At 69.4% G+C, this 21,461-nt stretch carries 15 protein-coding genes; 7 read left to right on the forward strand and 8 right to left on the reverse strand.

Features of this window, described 5'->3' with window-relative positions; translation table 11 throughout:
- Both OG219_RS20335 and rsmI read right to left on the reverse strand, forming a co-directional pair.
- Positions 1-441 (reverse strand): hypothetical protein, encoded by a 441-nt coding sequence (locus OG219_RS20335; RefSeq protein ID WP_266828447.1) that lies wholly within the window; start codon positions 439-441, stop codon positions 1-3.
- 279 nt (positions 442-720) lie between these two features.
- Positions 721-1,578 (reverse strand): 16S rRNA (cytidine(1402)-2'-O)-methyltransferase, encoded by an 858-nt coding sequence (gene rsmI / locus OG219_RS20340; protein ID WP_266828449.1) that lies wholly within the window; start codon positions 1,576-1,578, stop codon positions 721-723.
- A gap of 95 nt (positions 1,579-1,673) precedes the next feature.
- Here rsmI and OG219_RS20345 point away from each other — a divergent pair, with 95 nt between their 5' ends.
- From OG219_RS20345 to OG219_RS20370, 6 genes are all read left to right on the forward strand, one after another.
- A complete protein-coding gene (locus OG219_RS20345; RefSeq protein WP_266828451.1) occupies positions 1,674-3,413 on the forward strand; it encodes a dolichyl-phosphate-mannose--protein mannosyltransferase in 1,740 nt (579 codons plus the stop codon).
- Positions 3,414-3,552: 139 nt separating this feature from the next.
- The gene (locus tag OG219_RS20350) at positions 3,553-5,199 is read left to right on the forward strand and encodes a penicillin-binding transpeptidase domain-containing protein (RefSeq protein WP_266828453.1); all 1,647 of its coding nucleotides are present in this window, start codon (positions 3,553-3,555) and stop codon (positions 5,197-5,199) included.
- Between the two features lie 97 nt (positions 5,200-5,296).
- Positions 5,297-6,973, forward strand: a complete 1,677-nt coding sequence (locus OG219_RS20355; RefSeq protein WP_266828455.1) for a penicillin-binding transpeptidase domain-containing protein — start codon at positions 5,297-5,299, stop codon at positions 6,971-6,973.
- 196 nt (positions 6,974-7,169) lie between these two features.
- On the forward strand, positions 7,170-7,670 hold the full coding sequence (locus OG219_RS20360) for a YbaK/EbsC family protein (RefSeq protein ID WP_266828457.1): 501 nt from the start codon (positions 7,170-7,172) through the stop codon (positions 7,668-7,670).
- Positions 7,667-8,512, forward strand: coding sequence for a DMT family transporter (locus OG219_RS20365; RefSeq protein WP_266828459.1), 846 nt, complete (start codon positions 7,667-7,669; stop codon positions 8,510-8,512). Before OG219_RS20360 ends, OG219_RS20365 begins: the two co-directional genes overlap by 4 nt.
- Before the next feature lie 235 nt (positions 8,513-8,747).
- Positions 8,748-9,224, forward strand: coding sequence for an SRPBCC family protein (locus tag OG219_RS20370; protein WP_266828461.1), 477 nt, complete (start codon positions 8,748-8,750; stop codon positions 9,222-9,224).
- On the opposite strand, the gene OG219_RS20375 is transcribed toward OG219_RS20370, so the two are convergent.
- The 5 genes from OG219_RS20375 to OG219_RS20395 all read right to left on the reverse strand — a co-directional run bounded on the left by OG219_RS20375 (position 9,221) and on the right by OG219_RS20395 (position 13,610).
- The gene (locus tag OG219_RS20375; RefSeq protein WP_266828463.1) at positions 9,221-10,381 is read right to left on the reverse strand and encodes a serine hydrolase domain-containing protein; all 1,161 of its coding nucleotides are present in this window, start codon (positions 10,379-10,381) and stop codon (positions 9,221-9,223) included. The two genes, OG219_RS20370 and OG219_RS20375, sit on opposite strands and share 4 nt — an antisense overlap.
- A 67-nt stretch (positions 10,382-10,448) precedes the next feature.
- On the reverse strand, positions 10,449-10,895 hold the full coding sequence (locus OG219_RS20380) for an organic hydroperoxide resistance protein (protein WP_266828465.1): 447 nt from the start codon (positions 10,893-10,895) through the stop codon (positions 10,449-10,451).
- A gap of 153 nt (positions 10,896-11,048) precedes the next feature.
- Positions 11,049-11,807 (reverse strand): energy-coupling factor ABC transporter ATP-binding protein, encoded by a 759-nt coding sequence (locus OG219_RS20385; RefSeq protein WP_266828467.1) that lies wholly within the window; start codon positions 11,805-11,807, stop codon positions 11,049-11,051.
- Entirely contained in the window at positions 11,795-12,556 is a 762-nt protein-coding gene (cbiQ, locus tag OG219_RS20390) for a cobalt ECF transporter T component CbiQ (RefSeq protein ID WP_266828469.1), read from the reverse strand. The genes OG219_RS20385 and cbiQ overlap by 13 nt, the downstream gene beginning before the upstream one ends.
- Position 12,557: 1 nt before the next feature.
- Positions 12,558-13,610, reverse strand: a complete 1,053-nt coding sequence (locus OG219_RS20395) for an energy-coupling factor ABC transporter permease (protein ID WP_266828471.1) — start codon at positions 13,608-13,610, stop codon at positions 12,558-12,560.
- A 197-nt stretch (positions 13,611-13,807) separates the two neighbouring features.
- Here OG219_RS20395 and OG219_RS20400 point away from each other — a divergent pair, with 197 nt between their 5' ends.
- Complete coding sequence (locus tag OG219_RS20400; protein ID WP_266828473.1) at positions 13,808-14,167, forward strand: SsgA family sporulation/cell division regulator; 360 nt, start codon at positions 13,808-13,810, stop codon at positions 14,165-14,167.
- A gap of 914 nt (positions 14,168-15,081) precedes the next feature.
- On the opposite strand, the gene OG219_RS20405 is transcribed toward OG219_RS20400, so the two are convergent.
- Positions 15,082-21,153, reverse strand: coding sequence for a DNRLRE domain-containing protein (locus OG219_RS20405; RefSeq protein ID WP_323183286.1), 6,072 nt, complete (start codon positions 21,151-21,153; stop codon positions 15,082-15,084).
- Between the last annotated feature and the right edge of the window lie 308 nt (positions 21,154-21,461).

Raw genomic sequence — 21,461 nt, forward strand, 5'->3', positions numbered from 1 at the left:
TCACCCGGCCTTGCGGTGCGCGAACGGGTGCAGCAGATCCGAGAGGTGCCAGTGGTGCGGCTCATCGGGCGCCGGCCGGGGCTCCCCAAAGCCCTCGTCCTGCGCCGCCTCGCTCTGCGCCGCCTCGGGCTTGCGCCGCTGCTGGGTTCGCTGCATGCGGTGGATGGAGTCCTGGACGGAGGAGACCTGACCGGCGCGCATGATGCGCACCACATGGTTGTCGCAGTTCAGGCAGGTCGGCCGGCTCAGCGGCGACGGCACGACATGACCGTCCGCGACGTACATCACGAACTCGTTGCCCTCGGCGTCGAGGTGGTGCTCTATCTCGTACGACTGCTCCCACCCGTGCCCACAGCGCATGCAGGCGAACGAATACGACTCGTTGACGACGGCGGTGGCCGCGGCGCTGCGGGGACCGGTCTGTCCTGCGATCTCACTCATGCCAGCTCCTTTGTCCGCTGGACAAGCGCCTCCGGCCTGCGGAGGCGGAGGGACGGTGCGTCCCTTCATCCAGTGGACGCTTCTCCCGGCGCGAGTGCACGAGACCTGTCGACTGTTGGAGCCGTCTTGGCCGTTCCTTGCCACAAGACTCCTGGTGGCGGGCCTGCGCTTTGCCTTTCACGATAGCCCTTTGCCCGCCTTTGGGGCAGTCCTAGCGCCGTCCTTATGGGGGTCTGCGGGGCCGTTGTCACGGCAGCTACGGGACGGCTCTCGTGGGGTCTACGGGGCGCCGGTCCGAGCCGCGTTCTTCGCCGCGACCACCGCGTCGAAGACCTCCCGCTTCGGAAGCCCCGCCTCGGCCGCCACCACGGCGATCGCCTCCTTGCGCCGCTCCCCCGCCTCCTCCCGCACCTGGACCCTGCGCACCAGCTCGGCGGCGTCCAACTGCTCGGCCTTCTCGGGGGCGCCCTCGACGACGACGGTGATCTCACCGCGTACGCCCTCGGCGGCCCAGGCGGCCAGCTCGGCCAGCGGGCCGCGCTTGACCTCCTCGTACGTCTTCGTCAGTTCGCGGCAGACGGCGGCGCGGCGCCCGGCGCCGAAGGCCTCGGCCATCGCGGCGAGGGTGTCGTCGAGGCGGTGGGGTGCCTCGAAGTAGACCAGCGTGCGACGCTCGTCGGCGACTTCGCGCAGCCGGGACAGCCGCTCACCGGCCTTCCTCGGCAGGAAGCCCTCGAAGCAGAAGCGGTCGACGGGCAGCCCGGACATCGCGAGCGCGGTCAGCACGGCGGACGGGCCGGGTACGGCGGTGACCTTGATGTCCTTCTCGACGGCGGCGGCGACCAGCCGGTACCCCGGGTCCGACACGGACGGCATCCCCGCGTCGGTCACGAGCACCACCCGCGCCCCGCCCACCAGCGCCTCGACCAGCTCGGGCGTACGGGCCGCCTCGTTCCCCTCGAAGTACGACACCACGCGCCCGCCGACCTGCACGCCGAGCGCCTGGGTGAGCCGCCGCAGCCGCCGGGTGTCCTCGGCGGCGACGACATCGGCCCCGGCCAGTTCCCGGGCGAGCCGGGGCGGCGCGTCCGAGATGTCGCCAATGGGGGTGCCTGCCAACACAAGGATTCCTGTCACGGACCCATCCTCGCAGGGCCCCGGCGGGACAACCTCATCCGGCCGGAAGGGCACGGGCGCGGGACTCCCACAGAAGGGTTCCCTACGATGGCGCGGTGACCAGTACCGCGTCCTCCACGGACACCCGGCAGGGCCAGGCCGCCGAAGACCAGCGGCCGTCGTGGCAGCAGCGGCTGCGCCGCTTCGGATACACGGCGAGGCCGCCCATCGACGTACGCGACCGGCTTGTGCCGCCGTACGCCGAGCCCAGCCCGCGCATCTGGGCCACGCTCGGGCTGCGCCACGAGCTGGCCGAGCGCGTCACGCGCTGGTCGGGGTGGGGCGGCCCGCTCCTGGTGACGCTGCTCGCCGGGCTGATGCGGTTCTGGAACCTGGGCAGTCCCAAGGCGGTGATATTCGACGAGACGTACTACGCCAAGGACGCCTGGGCGCTGATCAACCGCGGCTACGAGGTCAACTGGGCCAAGGACGCCAACGACCTGATCCTCCAGGGCAACGGCGACATCCGGATCCCGACCGACGCCGCCTACGTCGTGCACCCGCCGGTCGGCAAGTACGTCATCGGGCTCGGCGAGTGGATGTTCGGGTTCAACCCCTTCGGCTGGCGCTTCATGACGGCGGTGCTCGGCACACTGTCGGTGCTGCTGCTGTGCCGCATCGGGCGCCGCCTGTTCCGTTCGACCTTCCTGGGCTGCCTGGCGGGCGCGCTGATGGCGGTCGACGGCCTGCACTTCGTGATGAGCCGCACCTCGCTCCTCGACGGCGTGCTCATGTTCTTCATCCTCGCCGCGTTCGGCTGCCTGGTCGTCGACCGCGACAAGGCCCGCGCCAAACTGGCGGCGGCACTCCCGCCGGACGAGGACGGCCTCGTACGCCCCGACGCGCACACCGCCGAGACCACCCGCCTCGGCTGGCGCCCCTGGCGCTGGGGAGCCGGCCTCATGCTGGGCCTGGCCCTCGGCACCAAGTGGAACGCCCTCTACGTCCTCGCCGCGTTCTGCCTGATGGCCGTCCTCTGGGACGCCGCCTCACGCCGCGTCGCCGGCGCCCGCCACCCGTACGCGGCCGCCCTCAAGCACGACACGGGCATCACGTTCCTGGCCACGGTCCCGGTCGCGATCCTCACGTACCTGGTCTCCTGGACCGGCTGGATCCTCTCCCCGGCGGACGGCACCGGCGGCTACTTCCGCAACTGGGCGGCGACCGACGGCAAGGGCGGCAGCTGGACCTTCCTCCCCGACTGGCTGCGCAGCCTGTGGCACTACGAGCACGAGGTCTACGAGTTCCACGTCGGCCTCTCGTCCCCGCACACCTACCAGTCGAACCCGTGGAGCTGGCTCGTCCTGGGCCGCCCGGTCTCCTACTTCTACGAGTCCCCGGCCCCCGGCACCGACGGCTGCCCCACGGACGCGGGCGAGAAGTGCGCCCGTGAGGTCCTGGCCCTCGGCACCCCGCTCCTGTGGTGGGTGGCCTGCTTCGCGATCCTCTACGTCCTGTGGCGCTGGGCCTTCCGCCGCGACTGGCGCGCGGGCGCGATCGCCTGCGGCATCGCGGCCGGCTACCTCCCCTGGTTCATGTACCAGGAACGCACGATCTTCTTCTTCTACGCCGTCGTCTTCGTACCCTTCCTCTGCCTGGCCGTAGCCATGCTCCTCGGCGCGATCATCGGCCCACCGGGCTCCAACGAACGCCGCCGAGTCATCGGCGCCACAGCAGCGGGCGTCCTGGTACTGCTGATCGCCTGGAACTTCATTTATTTCTGGCCTCTGTACACAGGGCAGGCGATTCCGATCGACAGCTGGCGGTCGCGGATGTGGCTGGACACCTGGGTCTGACGTCCGGCCCGTCGACCGGGGTTAACAATCAGGGAACACCGCTCCCACGCGTCACTTCTCCCGCATAGAGTGCACCCAGATCACCTTTCTGAACGCGTTCAGAAGTTCTGGAAGGGGTCTACGGGGAGGGGAACGACCGATGCGCAAGGGGGCGAAGGCCGCCATCGTCGGCGGTGTGTTCGCGGTGATGGTGGGGGGTGCCGGATACGGCGCCTACAACGTGGTGACCGCGATCAGCGGGGACGGGGGGACCAGCGGGGCGTCCGGGCCCGCGCCGGTGAAGACCGGGCCGCCCAGTGCCGACGAGGTCAAGGAGGCGTCGGGCAAGTTCTTCGCGGCCTGGGAGAAGGGCGACGCGGTGACGGCGGCGGAGCTGACGAACAACGACGCGGATGCGGACCCGGTGCTGACCAGCTTCGGCGACGCGGGACGCATCGCCAAGGTGCAGATCACGCCGGGCACGCCGTCGGGGGCGTCCGTGCCGTTCTCGGTCAAGGCGACGGTGTCGTTCGACGGGAAGAGCAAGCCGCTCTCGTACGACTCCGAACTGACCGTCGTACGCGGGCTCACCACCGGGAAGGCGCTGGTGGACTGGAAGCCGTCCGTCATCCATCCCGAGCTGGGGAAGGGCGACACGTTCGTCACGGGCGAGGCGGCGAACCCGCCGATCGAGGCCGTGGACCGGAACAACGTTGTCCTGACCGCCGAGAAGTACCCGTCGCTGGGCCCGATCCTGGACGAACTGCGCGGCAAGTACGGCGAGTCCGCGGGTGGCACGGCCGGGGTCGAGCTGGCCATCCGGCACGAGGACGAGAACGCGGGCGACACCACGCTCCTGACCCTCGCCAAGGGCGAGCCGGGCAAGCTGAAGACGACGCTCAGCGCGAGTGTGCAGGCGGCGGCCGAGAAGGCGGTCAAGGAGTACGACCAGTCGTCCGTGGTCGCCGTGAAGCCGAGCACCGGTGAGGTGCTCGCGGTCGCCAACAACCGCAAGGACGCCTTCAACGCGGCGTTCCTCGGCAGGGTGGCACCCGGCTCCACGATGAAGATCATCACGGCGGCGATGCTCATAGACAACGGCGTGGCCACGATGAACGGCCCGGCGCCCTGCACGCCGACCGCCGTCTGGCAGAGCCAGACCTTCAAGAACCTCACGGGCATGGAGCCCAACGAGAACGCGAGCCTCGCCAACGACTTCATGCGGTCCTGCAACACCGGCTTCATCAATCTCATCGACGGCACCGACGCGAACCGGCTCACCGACGAGTCGCTGACGACCGAGGCGCAGACCCGGTTCGGTCTGGGCCAGGACAACTGGAAGACCGGCATCGCGTCCTTCGACGGCAGCGTTCCGGCCTCCGGCGGCTCGGACCGCGCGGCGAACGCGATCGGCCAGGGCCAGGTCCAGATGAACCCGCTGAACCTGGCCTCGGTGACGGCGACCGCCATGACCGGCACCTTCCGGCAGCCGGTCATCGTGTCGCCCGAGCTCGACGACCGCCAGCTGGCCACCGCCAAGGGGCTGCCCTCGAACACGGTCTCGCAGCTCCGCTCGATGATGAACGCCACCGCGGTCAGCGGCACCGCCGCCAAGGCCATGGCCGGGCTCGGCGGCAGCATCGGCGCCAAGACCGGCTCCGCCGAGATCGACGGCAAGGCCGTGTCCGACAGCTGGTTCACCGGCTACCGGAACGACATCGCGGCCGCCGCGCTCGTCCAGGGAGGCGGCCACGGAGGCGACGCGGCCGGTCCGATCGTCGCAGGTGTGCTACGAACTGGTGGCTGAAGTCACTCCTCACAGGGCGGGACCCTAGGGTGGTGCCTCTCGTTGAGGAGCGTGTGGGCACGGGGGCACCAGGGGAACCAGCGGAGGATTGTTAGCTGTGGGCAACAGAAGACGCGTCGCCGAGGGCAAGAGCAGCAAGAAGAAGCCCGCCGTCCTCGGCGGAGTGATCGCCGTGGTCGTCGCCGGCGGGGCCTTCGGCGCCTACAGCCTGTACGGCGGTGACGCGGCGGCCGAGGACAGGACCTCGACGGCCGCCGACCAGAAGGCCGTGAAGACCGGCCCGCTGTCGGCCGTCGAGGTGACCACCGCGGCCACCAAGTTCCTCACCGCCTGGCAGAGCGGTGCGGTCGCGACGGCGGCCGCCGCCACGGACGACCCGGCCGCCGCGAAGACCCTGCTGACCGGCTACACCAAGGACGCCCACATCACCGGCGTGACCCTGACGAGCGGCACGCGGTCGGGGGCCGCCGTCCCGTTCTCCGTCAAGGGCACCGTCACCTACAAGGACAGCAGCAAGCCGCTCTCGTACGAGTCGAAGCTGACGGTCGTACGCCGGGCCAAGGACGGTGTTCCGCTGGTGAGCTGGAAGCCCTCCGTCGTGCACCCGGACCTCCAGGACGGCGACCGGCTGGTCACCGGCGAGTCCGGTACGCCCCCGATCAAGGCCCTCGACAAGCACGGCGGCGAGCTGACCACGGCCAAGTACCCGTCCCTGGGCACGGTGTTGGACGGACTGCGCGAGAAGTACGGCAAAACGGCCGGCGGCAAGGCGGGCGTCGAGCTCCAGGTGATCCGCAAGGCCGCGGCGAAGGGCGAGGAGAAGACCCCCGACAAGACGCTGCTCACGCTCAGCAAGGGCACGCCGGGGACCGTGAAGACGACGCTCAGTCCGACCCTCCAGGCCGCCGCCGAGAAGGAAGTCGCGAAGAAGGCCAAGTCGTCGGTGGTCCTGATGATCCCGTCGACCGGCGAGATCCTCGCGGTCGCCAACCAGAGCCACGGCTTCAACACCGCCTTCCAGGGCTCCCTCGCCCCCGGCTCCACGATGAAGGTCATCACCTCCTCGCTGCTCATCGACGAGGGCCTCGCCTCGGCCGACAAGCAGCACGTGTGCCCCAAGACGTTCACGTACGGCCACTGGAAGTTCCACAACGACGACGACTTCGAGATCAAGAACGGCACGTTCAAGGCGAGCTTCGCGCGCTCCTGCAACACCGCCTTCATCAGCCAGGCCCCCGAGCTGGAGAACAACAGCCTCACCAAGCAGGCCCAGCAGGTCTTCGGCCTCGGCATGGACAACTGGGCCATCGGCGTCCCGTCCTTCGACGGCGCGGTGCCCGTGCAGTCCGACGCGCAGATGGCGGCCTCGCTGATCGGCCAGGGCGGGGTCCGCATGAACCCGCTGAACATGGCGTCGGTCGCCTCCACGGTGGCGGCGGGTGTGTTCCACCAGCCGTACCTGGTGGCGCCGTCGGTGGACGACCGCAAGCTGGCCACGGCTTCCCGCACCCTGTCGGCCGACACCCTCTCCCAGCTCCGCGAACTCATGCAGTACACCGCCGCGTACGGCACCGCCGCCGAGGCGATGTCCGGCCTCGGCCCCGACTACGGCGCGAAGACCGGCTCCGCCGAGGTCGACGGCCAGGAGAAGCCCAACGGCTGGTTCACCGCGTACAAGGGCGACTTGGCGGCAGCGGGCGTCGTACAACAGGGCGGCCACGGCGGCGACACGGCGGGCCCGATCGTGGCGGCGCTGCTCAAGGCGGCCAGCTAGCCACCCGCTCCAACTGCGGGCATGCGTGCAGCCCGTCATAGCTGCGGGCATGCGTGCCGCTAGGGGCGGCACGGGTGGGCGCAGCGGCACCCCGCAAGCGCCGGGCTGCGCACCCACCCCGACGTCAGCCCCACCCCCGGCCCACCCACCGGAACTCGGTCGCATGCCCCGTACACCCACCGCTACGGTGCCTCTCATGACCGCCCCCGAAGAAAACGCCGCCCACCCCCGTTTCGCCGAGGCCTTGCGCGAGCAGGGCCTCGACGACCTCCTCCCCCTGGTCCGGCGCTTCCCGGAAGCGACCCGCACCGCACAGGAGGCAGCCGCCGCGATCGGCTGCGACCTGAGCCAGATCTGCAAGTCACTGATCTTCGCGGCGGACGGCGTCCCGGTACTGGTGCTGATGGACGGCGCGTCCCGAGTCGATGTGGAGCTCGTACGACGGGAGTTGGGCGCCGAGAAGGTGACGCGCGCGAAGGTGGATTTGGTGCGGGAGACGACGGGGTACGCGATCGGCGGCGTACCGCCCTTCGGCCACGCCTCCAAGACCCGCGTCCTGGCGGACCGTTCGCTCCTCGACCACGAAACGGTGTGGGCCGCCGCCGGCACCCCGTACGCCGTCTTCCCGATGGACCCCAAGACCCTGATCGCCCACGCGGGCGGCACGCTGGTGGACGTGCGCGAGCAGGCGCAGTGACCCCGCTGGTCACCGCGGCCGTCCTGCTCGCCGCGGTCACCCACGCGTGCTGGAACGCCATCGCGCACCGCATCACCGACAAGCTGGTCGGCTTCACGCTGATCGCGGGCGGCGGCATGCTGATCGGCCTCGCCATGGTGCCGTTCGTCGCGTTCCCGGCGTCCGGGGCGTGGCCCTACCTGTTCGCGTCGGCCGTGATCCACATCGTGTACTACGTGCTGCTGATGCGCTCCTTCCGGCTGGGCGACTTCGGACAGGCGTACCCGATCGCCCGCGGGACCGCTCCGCTGATCGTCACAGCACTCGCGGCGGTCTTCGCGCACGAGGTGCCCGACGGGTGGGTGGCCGCGGGCGTCGTGCTGTCCTGCGCGGGGCTGACGGGTGTCGCGCTGTGGGGGCTGCGGGGGCGCCGGCCCAACTGGGCGGCGATCGGCGCGGCGTTGGCGACGGGGGTGTCGATCGCCGCGTACACCGTCGTGGACGGCCTGGGCGTGCGCGCCTCCGGCTCCTCCCTCGGGTACATCGCCTGGCTGATGGCCATCGAGGGCTTCGTGATCCCGGTGTACGCGCTGTACCGCTGGCGCGGTGAACTGGTCACCGTGCTGCGCCCGTTCGCCGGAATCGGCCTGCTCGGCGCGGCGCTCTCCGTCGCGGCGTACGGGCTGGTCCTGTGGGCCCAGACCCGCGCCGAGCTCGCCCCCATCGCGGCCCTGCGCGAGTCCTCGATCATCGTCGGCGCGGCCATCGGGGCGATCTTCTTCAAGGAACGGTTCGGAGCGCCCCGGATCGCGGCGGCGGGGCTGCTGGTGGTGGGGATCGGGCTGATGCTGCACACGGGGTGAGTGGTTGGCCGGGGTTGAAGACTGACGCGCATGGCCGCTGAGCGGATTGCCGGGCGCCCGTCGCGGGCTGCGCGCGACACGGAGCAAGGACGAGCAGGAGCACGGCGCGACTTCGGCGAGGGCGAGCTCCGCGGACCGGGCGCGGCCTGCTGCCCGGCCGGCCGACACCGCCTCGACCTCGCCGATGGCCTCGCCCCGCCCCGCCCCGACGGAGTTCCGGTCCTAGACTCGCCCCATGGACAGAACCGACCGCGCCAGTCGGCTGATCGCCGCACCCCCGGCGACCGTCTACGGCGCCCTCCTCGACCGCGAGTCCATCGAGGCCTGGTTGCCGCCGGACGGCATGCGCGGGCGGGTCGAGCGGTGGGATCCCCGGCCTGGTGGCGGGTTCCGGATGGTCCTCACCTACCTCGACACGACCGGCGGCCCCGGCAAGACTTCGGACGCGACGGATGTCGTCGATGTCGCCTTCGCCGATCTGGTGCCACCGGTGCGCGTGGTGCAGCGGGCGGTGTTCGAGGCCGACGACCCGGCGTACGCGGGCACCATGACGATGACCTGGCACCTCGCCGCCGCCGGTGACGGGACCGAGGTGACCGTCACCGCCACGGACGTGCCACCCGGCATCGACCAAGCCGTCCACGAGGCCGGGATCGCCTCCTCGCTGGCCAACCTGGCGGCGTACATCGAAGGGACCAGGCCCAGTCGCTAGCGCGCCACAGCCCCCCGAACCGCCCGCACCAACGCCTGCGCCCGCGCATCCGCCGTCACGCTCTTGCGGAACCCGTTCGTCACATACCCGAAGGCGATCCCCGACTCGGGGTCGGCAAAGCCGAGGGCGCCGCCCCGGCCTGGGTGCCCGAAGGAGCCCGGGGACAGTAGCGGGGAAGCCGTGCCGTGCAGCATGTACCCCAGCCCGAAACGGGTGCCGACGACCAGGACGCGGTCGGGCCCGGCGGAGTGTTCGGTACGGGCCGCCGAGACGGTGGCCGGAGCGAGCAGCCGTACGCCGCCCACCTCCCCGATCAGCGAGGCGTAGAAGCGCGCGAGACCCTCCGCCGTGGCGATCCCGTTGGAGGCGGGCAGGACGGCGGCCCGGTACGCGGCGTCGTTCTCGTCCGGCAGCGGGGTGATCGCGGCGAAGGCGCGGCGGGTCAGCGAGGAGGGGTCCGCGTACGCCTCGGAGACCGACCGCTTGGGCCGGGTCCGCAGACCGCCCGCCGCGGACGGGGCCTCGATCTGCCCGACCCGCCCCACGCGCCCTGCCACCGCCTCCGGCAGCCCGACCCACAGGTCCAGGCCCAGCGGCCGGGAGATCTCGTCGGCGATCCAGTCGCCGATCGAGCGCCCGGTCACCCGCCGCACCAGCTCCCCGGTCAGCCAGCTGTACGTCTGCGCGTGATACCCGTGGTCAGTCCCCGGCTCCCACACCGGCGCCTGCGCGGCCACCGCCGCGGCCCCGAGACCGGGATCCGCCGCCTCGGCCGGTGTCAGCGGGCGGTCGAGGACGGGTACGCCGGCCCGGTGCGCGAGGACATGCCGTACGAGCGTCCGTTCCTTGCCGCGCGCCTTGTACTCCGGCCAGTACGCGCCGACCGGGGCGTCGAGGTCCAGCAGACCGCGCTCGGTCAGCATGAGCAGTACGGCGGCGGCGACGCCCTTCGTCGCCGAGCGCATGATCTGCGCGGTGCCCCGCTCCCAGGGCTCGGCGCCGTCGACGTCCCGCGTGCCGCCCCACAGGTCGACGACCTTGTGCCCGTCGCGGTACACGGCGACGGCGGCGCCCCGGTCCCCGAGCGCGTCGAAGTTCCGCAGGAACGCGTCCCTGACCGGCTCGAAGCCCTCGGCCACTGTGCCGTTCACGTCCACGTCCGCACTCCCTGTCGCCGCATGCCTGCCAACAGTGTGTGCAACGCGCACCCAAAGGCGGCGATTCCTACCCCAGCAGGATCGTGACCTCGATGTTGCCGCGGGTGGCGTTGGAGTACGGGCAGGCGTCGTGGGCCTCGTCCACGAGCTTGGCCGCGACGCCCTCGTCGACGACAGGGAGCGAGACGCTCAGGGCGACCGCGAGGCCGTATCCGCGCCGCTTGTTGGGGCCGATGCCGACCTTCGCGGCGACCGTGGAGCCGGAGAGGTCGAAGCCGGAGCGGCGGCCCACCATCACCAGCGCGTTGTGGAAACAGGCGCTGTAGCCGGCCGCGAACAGCTGCTCCGGGTTCGTGCCGTTGCCGTCCCCGCCGAGCGCCGGCGGCATCGCGACCTTCAGTTCGAGCTGGCCGTCCTGGCTGGTGACGTAGCCGTCCCGGCCGCCGTGCGCGGTGGCCTCGGCGACGTACATGATCTTCGTCGGGCGGGTGTCGACAGCGCTGCCGTCGGTCATGGCGGGACCTCCCCCGGGGCGGGCGGCACAAGTGTGCAAGTGCATCGCGCACAAGGTACCGACTGACACGCGACACCTTGTTACCAGGGGGTAGAAACCGCGGGTAACCCAACGCCGGAGGGCGTCAGCGGGCCTTCTCGGCGATGGCCTCGCTCACGCGCCCATCGTCACGGAGCGCGGGTCGAACCCGAAGGGCAGCTCCAGCCGGTGGCTGCGCATCAGCTCGTCGTCGGAGAGCAGCTCGCCGGTCCTGCCGTCGGCCGCGATCACGCCGTCGCTGAGGATGAGGGCGCGGGGGCAGAGTTCGAGGGCGTACGGGAGGTCGTGCGTGACCATGAGGACGGTCACGTCCAACGACCGCAGGATGTCGGCTAGTTCGCGGCGCGAGGCGGGGTCGAGGTTGGAGGACGGCTCGTCGAGGACGAGGATCTCCGGCTCCATCGCGAGGACGGTGGCGACCGCGACCCGGCGCCGCTGCCCGAAGGAGAGGTGGTGCGGCGGCCGGTCGGCGAAGTCCGCCATGCCGACCTGCGCGAGCGCCGTACGGACACGGTCCTCCAGCTCGGCGCCCTTCATCCCGGCCGCGGCCGGACCGAAGGCGACGTCCTCGCGCACGCTCGGCATGAACAGCTGGTCGTCCGGGTCCTGGAAGACGATGCCGACCTTGCGCCGGATCTCCGCCATGTGCCGCTTGCCGACGGGGAGTCCGGCCACCGTCACGGTCCCGGCGCCGCCGCTCAGGATGCCGTTGAGGTGCAGTACGAGGGTGGTCTTGCCCGCGCCGTTCGGCCCGAGCAGCGCGACGCGCTCGCCGCGCCCGACGGTGAAGTCGACGCCGAAGAGGGCCTGATGCCCGTCGGGGTAGGCGAAGGCCAGTCCGGAGACTTCCAGAGAGGGGGTCACAGCATCCATCCCAGCAGACATACGACAAGAGCGGCGAACGGGAGGGCGAAGGCGTACGACCACTGCGCCCGGGACGCGGTCACCTCGTCGATGACCGGCATGGAACCGGCGTATCCCCGGCTCACCATGGCGAGATGCACGCGCTCACCGCGCTCGTAGGAGCGGATGAACAGCGCGCCCGCGGATTTCGCGAGCACCCCCCAGTGCTTGATCCCGCTCGCCTCGAACCCGCGCGACTCCCGCGCGATCCGCATCCGCCGCATCTCATCGGTGATGACATCGCCGTACCGGATCATGAAGGACGCGATCTGCACGAGGAGGGGCGGAAGCTTCAACCGCTGCAGTCCCAGCAGCAGTTCGCGCAGTTCGGTGGTGGAGGCGAGGAGTACGGAGGCGGCGACGCCCAGGGTTCCCTTGGCGAGGACGTTCCAGGCGCCCCACAGGCCGTTCACGCTCAGCGACATGCCCAGGACGTCGACGCGCTCGCCCTCCGCCACGAACGGCATGAGTACCGCGAAGGCGACGAACGGCACCTCGATGAGCAGCCGCTTCAGCAGGAAGGGGGCGGGCACCCGGGCCTGGTGGGCGACCCCGGCGAGGAGTACGGCGTACAGCCCGAACGCCCACATCGCCTCGCGCGGGGTGGAGACGACCACGACCACGAAGGCGAAGGTGGCCGCGAGCTTGGTGTGCGGCGGCAGGGCGTGCACGGGCGAGTGCCCGTGCCGGTAGAGCTTGTGGGCGTGGCCGGCGCCCATGTCAGGCGACCTGCGAAGGCGACACTTCGGCGGCGTCGGCCGTACGGCGCCTGCGGACCGCCCAGAAGACGCCGGTGCCCGCGACGACGGTGACGCCGACGCCGATCACGCCCGCGAGGCCGCCGGAGATCCGGGCGTCCGAGACGTCCTTGACGCCGTAGTCGGCGAGCGGGGAGTCGGCGGCGGCATGCTCCTTCGCCGCCTCGGCGATGCCCTGGTCCTCGGCGACCTTCTCCAGGCCGTCGGGGTTGGCAGAGGCGTAGAAGCTGACGAACCCGGCGAGGACGAGGGAGGTGACGAGTCCGGTGATCCACACCTTGCGGTGGGAGGTGCGGGCGGCGACGGGGGTCGGGGCGGCCGTGGGCGCGTCGACGAGTTCGCCGTTGACGCGCAGCTTCAGCTGCTGGGTGAGGCCCCGCGCTCCGTACACCAGATCCGGTCGTACGGCGATGACGGCGCCGACCGTGAGCGCGGTGATCGCCGCCTCGCCGAGGCCGATGAGGATGTGGACGCCGACCATGGCGGTGGCGACCTTGTCGATCGAGACGTCGGTGGTGCCGCCGAGCGCGTAGAGGAGGGTGAAGGCGACGGCGGCGGCCGGCACGGAAAGGAGCGCGGAGACGAAGGCGGCGACGGTGATGGAGCGGCGCCCGCGCGGGAGCACCTTCACCAGGCCGCGGAAGACGGCGTACGCGACGACCGTCGTGACGATCGCCATGTCCGTGATGTTCACGCCGAGCGCGGTGAGACCGCCGTCCGCGAAGAGGATGCCCTGCATCAGCAGGACCACGGAGACGCAGAGGACCCCTGTGTAGGGCCCGACGAGTATCGCCGCCAGCGCACCTCCCAGCAGATGTCCGCTGGTCCCGGCCGCGACCGGGAAGTTCAGCATCTGTACGGCGAAGATGAAGGCGGCGACCAGGCCGGCGAGCGGCGCGGTCTTCTCGTCCAGCTCGCGGCGGGCCCCCTTGAGGCTCACGGCGATGGCACCGGCGGCGACTACTCCGGTGACCGCGGAGACCGGGGCGTTGATGAATCCGTCAGGCACATGCACCGTACGAGGATAGCGCCTTGTTGCGAACGTCTTGCAAGAGCGATGCGTATATGAATAACCGGGCGGAGGTCGGGCAGGCGCACCGGGGAGGTCGGGCGCACACCCGGCCCGGGGGCGGATCCTGCGGAGTGTGCGACATTGGATAGGTGACGGATTCACAGATTCCGCACAGGTTACGCAGCGTAAGGAGTCGGCCCATGTCCGCTGTCGAACAGTACGCACGCGCCCACATCGTCACCGACTCCGCAGACACCGCCGACGACGAACACCGGGCCGTCCCCATCGCCCTCCGCTACGACCCCGACGCCGACCCCCGCCAGGTGCACGTCACCCTCCCCGGCCCCCACGAGTGGGTCTTCGCCCGCGAGTTGCTGGAACAGGGCCTCCGCGCCCCCGTCAGCAACGGCGACATCCGCGTCTGGCCGTGCGGCCGCGTCCAAGCCGTCATGGAGTTCCACTCCACGGAGGGGGTGGCGGTGGTGCAGTTCGAGTCGAAGACGCTGCTGCGGTTCCTTCGGCGTACGTACATGGCGACGGCGGCGCCGGTGGCTCACTGACGTGGGCTGAGGATGCGGTCGGGGTACCCCGACCGCCTGGGCGACCCGCCGCTACCTGCCCCGCCGTCGCACTTCGGCACGGTGCTGCACTGCGAGAAGGAACCCGATCGCTGCCAGGAGATTGCCGCCCTTGAGGACGCCCATAGCCAGATCGAACCGCCTCTCACCGTCCGCGATCAATCCCCACACGGAACCGATTGCGAGCAGTGTCACCGCCACGAGGACAAAGGCGATTGACGCCTTTCCCGTAGCGGTGGACGAAAGCTGCCTCATGTATAGATTTCCTTTCATCTACCGGGACGAATTTTTTTATATGCCACGGCGTGAACGGAACGCCGAACGGTCGGCCGCCACGGGGTGCGGGCCGGCCGTTCGGATCAGGCACTCGCGCAGCTAACGATCACGCTTGTGGTAAGAAGCGGAAAGGAGGACCCGCCAATCTTCCCCTAGCTGACAACAGGATCGATCGGCTCGGCGGGGCCGCTTTTTCACCAAGTTCCGGGAGAGGCCACCCAAAACTCTTTGCACTTCATGAGATTTCCCTCCAGAGACAGCTAGCTCCATTCTTGTTTCACGTAAGCGGAAATCTGTACTTACTTTCGACCGAATTTCTCCCACAGCACCATGGACAGGCCTGCGCAAACACCCCCCGACAGTCCCAGTATCGGTGGAACGGGCCCACGATCCTCGCCCCACGTGAGTGTCATCCAGATGCCGGCACAAACGGACAACATCAATCCCGAAGCCAAGAGGACGAAACAAACGATCCGGATCGTCTTCGATATTTCACGCTCCATAACACTCCCTTTTCTCGATAACCAACCGAACGGCGCCGATAGGACTGGCAAGCCACTGATTCACGAAAGGGCGGGTAGCCCGGGGAACACCCATGGGCTACCCGCAATAGAAGCGATCTATGACTGACGCCAGGCGTACCAAACCCAAGCGTAGTAGTAAATCTGTATTTTCGTTCCCCGCCTCGGATACCAGTTCAGAAGAGTGGTCAAATAATACGCAATCCCCCCCGCAGCGGCCGAAATGATCGAGAATATGAGCGCAGCTATCCCTGCGGGAACTACGCCGCCTAGTGTGGCCCCACCGAGTATTCCAGCGATACTGCCCGCCCCGACACTCACCCCTGTAAGAACATCGACGAGCCGTTTGGTTCTTTTTCGACTCATCTTTATCGTGCAATTGAAGTAACCGCACGAAACCTTGTTCTTGTTGTACTTCGCAATGGGCTTCCGCCCGTCGAGGTCGTACATGTTCACGGGGTCGGTCGGGTAGGAGTACGCATTGGCGTTGACGCCGTACACCGGGTCCACGCTAAGGAACCGGCCAGTGGCGGGGTCGTAGAGGCGGACGCCCATCAGAATCACGCCGCTCAGAGTCTGGGAGAACCTCTGGTAGCCGCCGAGAGCACCGTAGGCAGAGACTGCTGTTGCTCCGGACGCGTTGCCATATTCGTCGTAGTGCTGAACGGTCGCTGCGACCGTGGTGTCCAGCGGCAGCTGGACCGTGATGTCGCCGTGGATGTTGGCGAGTTGCAGGACCGTGCCTCCACTGGCTGTTGTCGTCGCGCTCAGCCCGCCCGTGAGGTCGCCGACGTTGCGGCCGATGGTGTCGCCGGTCTTGGTCCAGGCGGGGCTGTCGCCACCGCCGCTGTAGTGGCTGGTTGTCGTGCTGCTGGTGCTCCAGGTGCCGTCGGTGGCCTGGGTCTGAGCCTGCTGGACGGCGAGACGACCGGTGGCGTCCAGGGTCCACGTGTTGCGGCTGGTGCCGACGGTCTCCGAGGCGACCAGGTCGTTGGTGTAGTACGACAGGGTTGTGTCGCCGCTGGTGGTGGTGCGGCCGAAGGCGTCATAGGCGTAGCCCGAGTTCACCAGACGGTCGGCGCTGTCGTAGGCGTACGACGTGGTCGCCGTGGTGGTGTCCTCGGTGCTGCTGTCGCAGTCGTCGGAACTGGCCGTCAGGGCCGTGCGGTTGCTGTTCGCGTCGAAGGTATAGGCGCGGGTGGTGCAGCCGGTGGCGGTGGTGTCGGTGGCCTGGGTGAGGCGGCCGGCACTGTCGTAGGTGTAGTCGGACTGGGTGGTCGAGCCGTCGGTCTGGGTGTGGCCGGCCTGGAGGCCGGTAACGGTGTAGCCGGCGGTGTCGGAGGCGACGGTGGTGCCGTCCGAAGTGGTGTACTCGCGACCGGTCTCCTGGCCGGTCGTGTCGGTGGTGACGGTCAGGGTGTAGTCGCCTGGCAGGGTCTCTGTCGTGAGAGTGCCGTCGGCGTCGTAGGTGGCGGTGAAGGTGCCCGCGACCGAGTCGGTCAGGGTTTTGACGTTGCCCGCGGTGCCGTAGGCGTACGTCACGGTGGATGGGGCCGAGTCGGTGGTCTTCAGCGGCCGATTCAGGATGTCGTACGCCATGGTGGTGGTGTTGCCCGCACCGTCGGCGTAGGAGGTCTGACGCCCCAGGGCGTCATAGGTGTACGCGATCGTCTGACCGTTGGACGCCTGGGTGGCGATCCGGCCGTTGTCCGCGTTGTAGGTGATCGTGGTGGCCGGGGTGGCTTCCCCGGTGCCGCCGGTGATCGCCGACTTGGTCACGCGGCCCGCGCTGTCCACGGTGTTGGTGGTGGTGCGGGTCACGTCGTTGGCGGTCTCCGCCTTCGTCGCGGACCGGCCCCAGCGGTCGTACGTGTAGACAGTGGTGACAGCCGCCGTCGGGTTGCTGCCGCCGCCGGTGATCGTGGCTGCGGGCGCCGTCTTGCAGAGGAGCCCGGCCCAGATCGCCGAGGAGCAGGTGCCCGTAGCGCTCGCGCTGTAGTAGGTGTACGCCAGCGCGCCCGCGTCCGAGCCCGACGAGCCGTTGGTGCGGGTGGTCGCCACCCGGCCCGCATCGTCGTACGCCGTCACAAGGGCGCTGGTGTCGCCCCCGCTCGTGGATTTCTGCTGTCCGGTTGACCAGTCGTAGGTCGCGGTCGAACCCTTGGTGTCGGCGTCGGTGGCGTAGCCGGGGATCGCCGCACCCGTCACGATCGAGGTGACCAGCCCGGAGACTGCCGCGTCACTCGGACGGTCCGCGTCGTAGGTGTACGCGGTGTGGGCGCGGGCCGGGATCACCGTGCCCGCGGCGAGGGTGGACTCCGTGGTGGTACCGGTGAGTTCCTTGGTGAGGGTGACCTCGTGGAGCGGCCCGTACTCGTCGGTGAGGCGCTGGCTGTCCGCCGAGTACTCGGAGACCGTAGCGAGTTGCTGGGCACGGTCGGTGGTGGACAGGTCAGTCAGGCCGAGTGCGGCCAGCTTGTCGGACGCGCCGGTGGAGGTTCCGAGGGCGAGTTCGCGGTTGGTGGCGGTGAGTTCAGCCGCCACGTTGCCGTGCACGTCGTACTCGGTCGTGGTGATCGAGCCGCCAGGGCTCGCGGTGTTGGTCTCCGCGCCGCTGGCGTCGATGTAGGTGACGGTGGCACGGTCGTACGAGGTCGACGTGAGGTCACTGCCGGTGCTGGAGGTGGGGACGGAGTCGGCCGGGAAGACGGCCGTCGCGTCCGTGGGGGCCTCGCCCTGGGCCCAGGTGGCAACCGTGGTGGCGTCCATCTGGTTGGGGGCGGTGGTGCCGGAGAGCGGCACGTCGTAGACGACCGTGGTGGCCGCCGTACCCGAGACGGTGCTGCTGGTGCCCTCCGTCAGGGCCGAGCGGGACGCCTTGAGCAGCATGCCCGCACCGGCTGTCAGCGCCGAGCCCGCCTTGCCGTACGTGAAGGTCCACGGCAGTTCGCCGGGTTCGGTGAGGGTGGCGACGCGGCCGTCGGTGTCGTAGGTGTATGCGGTCTTCAGCGCGGGGCTGATGCGCGGGTCCCAGGCCTGGGCGAGCCGACCGGAGCTGTCGTACGCGTAGGACTCGACCGTCTCGGCGGTCGCGGCGGAGGCGCCTGGACTGGTGGCCCACAGCTTGATCGCCTTGACCTGGCCCGTGTAGTCGCCGACTGCGCTGGAGGTGGCGGTGGTGGAAGTGGCGTACACGAACTCCAGGACCCGGCAGCCCTTGGTGGTCGGGGTGGCCTGGCAGGTGGCCGTGGTGACCGCGCCGGTCGGGGAGATCACGTACTTCGGACGGGCCAGCGTCGAACTGCCCGACGTGACCGTTTCGGAGGCGACGGTGACGGTGGAGTCGTCGACCGCCGAGGCCGACGAGGACAGCGTCCAAGTCGCCGCCGCATCAGCGACCTTGGCGAACACCGTCGTGGTGGCGTCGGTGTCGGTCAGCGTGAATTTCGAACCGCTGAGCGTGCCCGTCAGGCTCAGGGACTCGGCGCCGGTCTCCGGCTGCCAGCCACCGTCACTGGTCGCGGTGAAAGCGACCGCACTGCCGTCCGCACTCAGCAGTTCCACGGATGTGTCGGAGGTCTTGCGGATCTGCGTGTAGTCGCTCGCCGCGCTGCTGACGGAGGAGGACCAGCCGGACCCGAAGATCTCCGCCTGGCCTTCGGTGTCGGTGTCGTTGGCCCGCGAGGAGTAGGAGCGCTCCACGCTCGCGTCGAACGCCGAGGCGTCGGTGGCCGACAACGTGTAGTCACCGGTGAGTTCGTTCACCTCACCCGGACCCACTCCGGCAGCGGGCGCGGTGCCCGCATCCCGGTCGAGCGTGACCTCAACGGTCTGCGAATGCCCGGTGGTCGTCCCGTCGGTGAACGCTGCGCGCAGTTCGATCGCGCCGTCCTCGGCGAGGGTCGAGACCGTGTTCCACACCAGTTTGGTCGCGGTGCCGCTGGTGACGGCGACCGGCCAGGCCGAGACTGCGTTGCCGGAGGCGGTGACGTCGCCGACCGGGACGGTGTGCCAGGAGTCGGTCTCACCACGCCGGTACTGCCAGGTCACTCCGGTGTAGGAGGTGAGGCCCTTGGCGGCCAGGGTCAGTCGCCTGGCGGTGTCGTCGCCGTCCTGCGGAGACAGGATCGCCGCGCCGTCCGCGCCGACACCGAAGGAATATGCGGTAGTGGCAGCAGAAAGGTTTCCTCCGGAGTCGACCGTGCGCGCGTACAGCGTGTGCCACCCGTTCGCCGGGTCGATGGACACGGTCGCCGAGTCACCGCCGTTGCCGTCGGTGGTGTCCAGCTTCTTGTTCGGCAGCGAGGAGTTGTCGAGGCCCCAGTGGTAGCCGGCGCCGTCCCCGGAGGTGGTGTCGATGGTGCAGGACACGGCGGCGTCCGCCTTGGCCGTCCAGCCGCTCTCCGTATACGTGGCACAGGAGACGGTGGGTGCAACCGGCTTGCCCGTGTTCATCACGAACGTCGTGTAGCCGGTCCACGCCCCGTAGTCCGTCCCGTCGTACGCCCGCACCCGGTACCGCAGATGCGTGCCCGCCGGGAACGCGTTGGCCGAGGCGATCGTCAGCTTCGCCGTCGAACCCGAGGCCACCGACGCCGAAGTGCCCGTGTACGCGTAGGTGGTGTCCGCGTAGGCCGGGTCCGCCGTGATCTCGAACTGGCCCTTGGTGCTGGAGCCGTCCGGGTCGGTGACCTTCGCGGACAGGGTCGGGGTCAGCGAGGTGACATACCGCTTGCCGTTGTAGGCGTTCAACTGTGACGGCGCGATCGCCGCCGAAGACGGTGTCGAGGGATAGGAGTTGTACGTCACCGTCAGGTGAGGCTCACTCGAGCCGTCCCCGGAGACGTAGTTCGCCGAGTAGAAGCGCCTCCAGGTCAGCGAGTCCGTCTCGGACGCACCCGCGACACGGACACCGTAGTTGGTGGAACCGTCCGCCCACGCCTGGGTTATGGCGTCGATGTCGAAGTTCATCGTCCCGGCCGGGCAGGCGGTGCTGTAACCCAGGGCCGCCGTGTTGGTGATGGCACCCGTCGCCGTGGTGGCCGGCTGAGCCGCCCAGGTGATGTCCGACGACGTCCACGACCCGGTGATCCGCTGCACCTGCGTCCCCGCACCCGTCGTGGCGCAGGTCGAGGCGTAGTACGAGTACAGCGCCAGGTTGGTGTCGGTGATGTGCTTGCCCTTGAACGCCGACACATCGAACTTCAGATACGAACGCGCCACGGTCGTACCCGCGTCGTACGTACCCGACTTCAACTCCGTCGAGGAGACCTGCGAGTCGGTGTAGTTGGTCGCCACCCAGGTGTCCGTGGTCACCGCGAGCGTGGACGTCGGGTCGACGGTGACCGGGTAGGTCAGATCCTGCGTGAAGTAGTCGGCATCCGGGGTCAGTACGAGGGTCTGGGTGCCGTCGTCGGCCGTCTCGACCTCCGTCGCCACCTTCGCCTGATGCTTCGACTCGCCCGACGCGTCGTCCTTGGACGAGTCCCACATCATCGGCGCCGGGGCCTCCGCCACCAGCTTGCCGTCGGAGTCCTTGAGGAGCAGGTGGCCCGAATCAGCCTCCGACACCTCAAGTCCCTTGAGATTCAACGGAATGCGGTACTCCAGGCCCCCCTCGGGCGCGGCGTCCAGGATCACGTTCTGGCTGAAGCCCTGCGCCAGCGCGGTCACCGTCAGCGTCTGGTCGTCCCCCAGGTCGTACGAGGCGGTGTCGCCCTTCACCGACGGCGTCGGCAGCTTGTCTCCCCAGCCAAGCCCGAAGGACTTATCGCCCTTGTCCACCGACACCAGCGCCGTGTCCCCACCGTCGGAGACCGCGATGTCCGCCGCCGCCACACCCGGCTCCAGCGACGCACCCGTGTCCGACAGCGAGGTATCAATGACCCGCCAACTGCCGTCCACCTTCTGCCGAATCGGCCCCGCGTAGGTGGACGTCTGCAGCTCACCGGACGGCAGCGCATACGTCGTCGAAGTCGCCGAACGCTCCGACAGCACCTCGATCTTCCGGTCCTGCAACCGGGCCATCAACAACGCCGCCGACACCGAATCCGCCGACGACGCAGCCGACTTCGTCTCGTCCGACGTCGCCGTGACCTCCGTCGTACCGGAGTCGGCCGCGAACACCGCACCCGTCTCCAGCGACACCAGCGCCGCTTCCGCCGCCAGCACTGCGGCGACTGCGAGCCCCGTACGTCTCAACGCGGCGCGCGACGGTCTCCCCCGCCGCCTCGCGCCTGGGACCCATCTCCCCTTGAGCCTCAACACAACTCCTGTGATCACGTCATGACGCCAAATGCGCCACGAGTGGCGTGATCAAAAGTCAGGAACCTGTGAAGGGACTCCGCAAGAAGTCCACCGTCACTCCAAAGTGACCTCTGAACAGCGGGAACGCTCTTGACTTCCAGGAGGCGACAACCGGTTACCCCCCGACATCTGTGAAGCACCCATGGAGACCTTGTCTCAACGCTGTCCTCGTA

The sequence above is a fragment of the Streptomyces sp. NBC_00038 genome (genome assembly GCF_026343635.1).
Classification (GTDB): domain Bacteria; phylum Actinomycetota; class Actinomycetes; order Streptomycetales; family Streptomycetaceae; genus Streptomyces.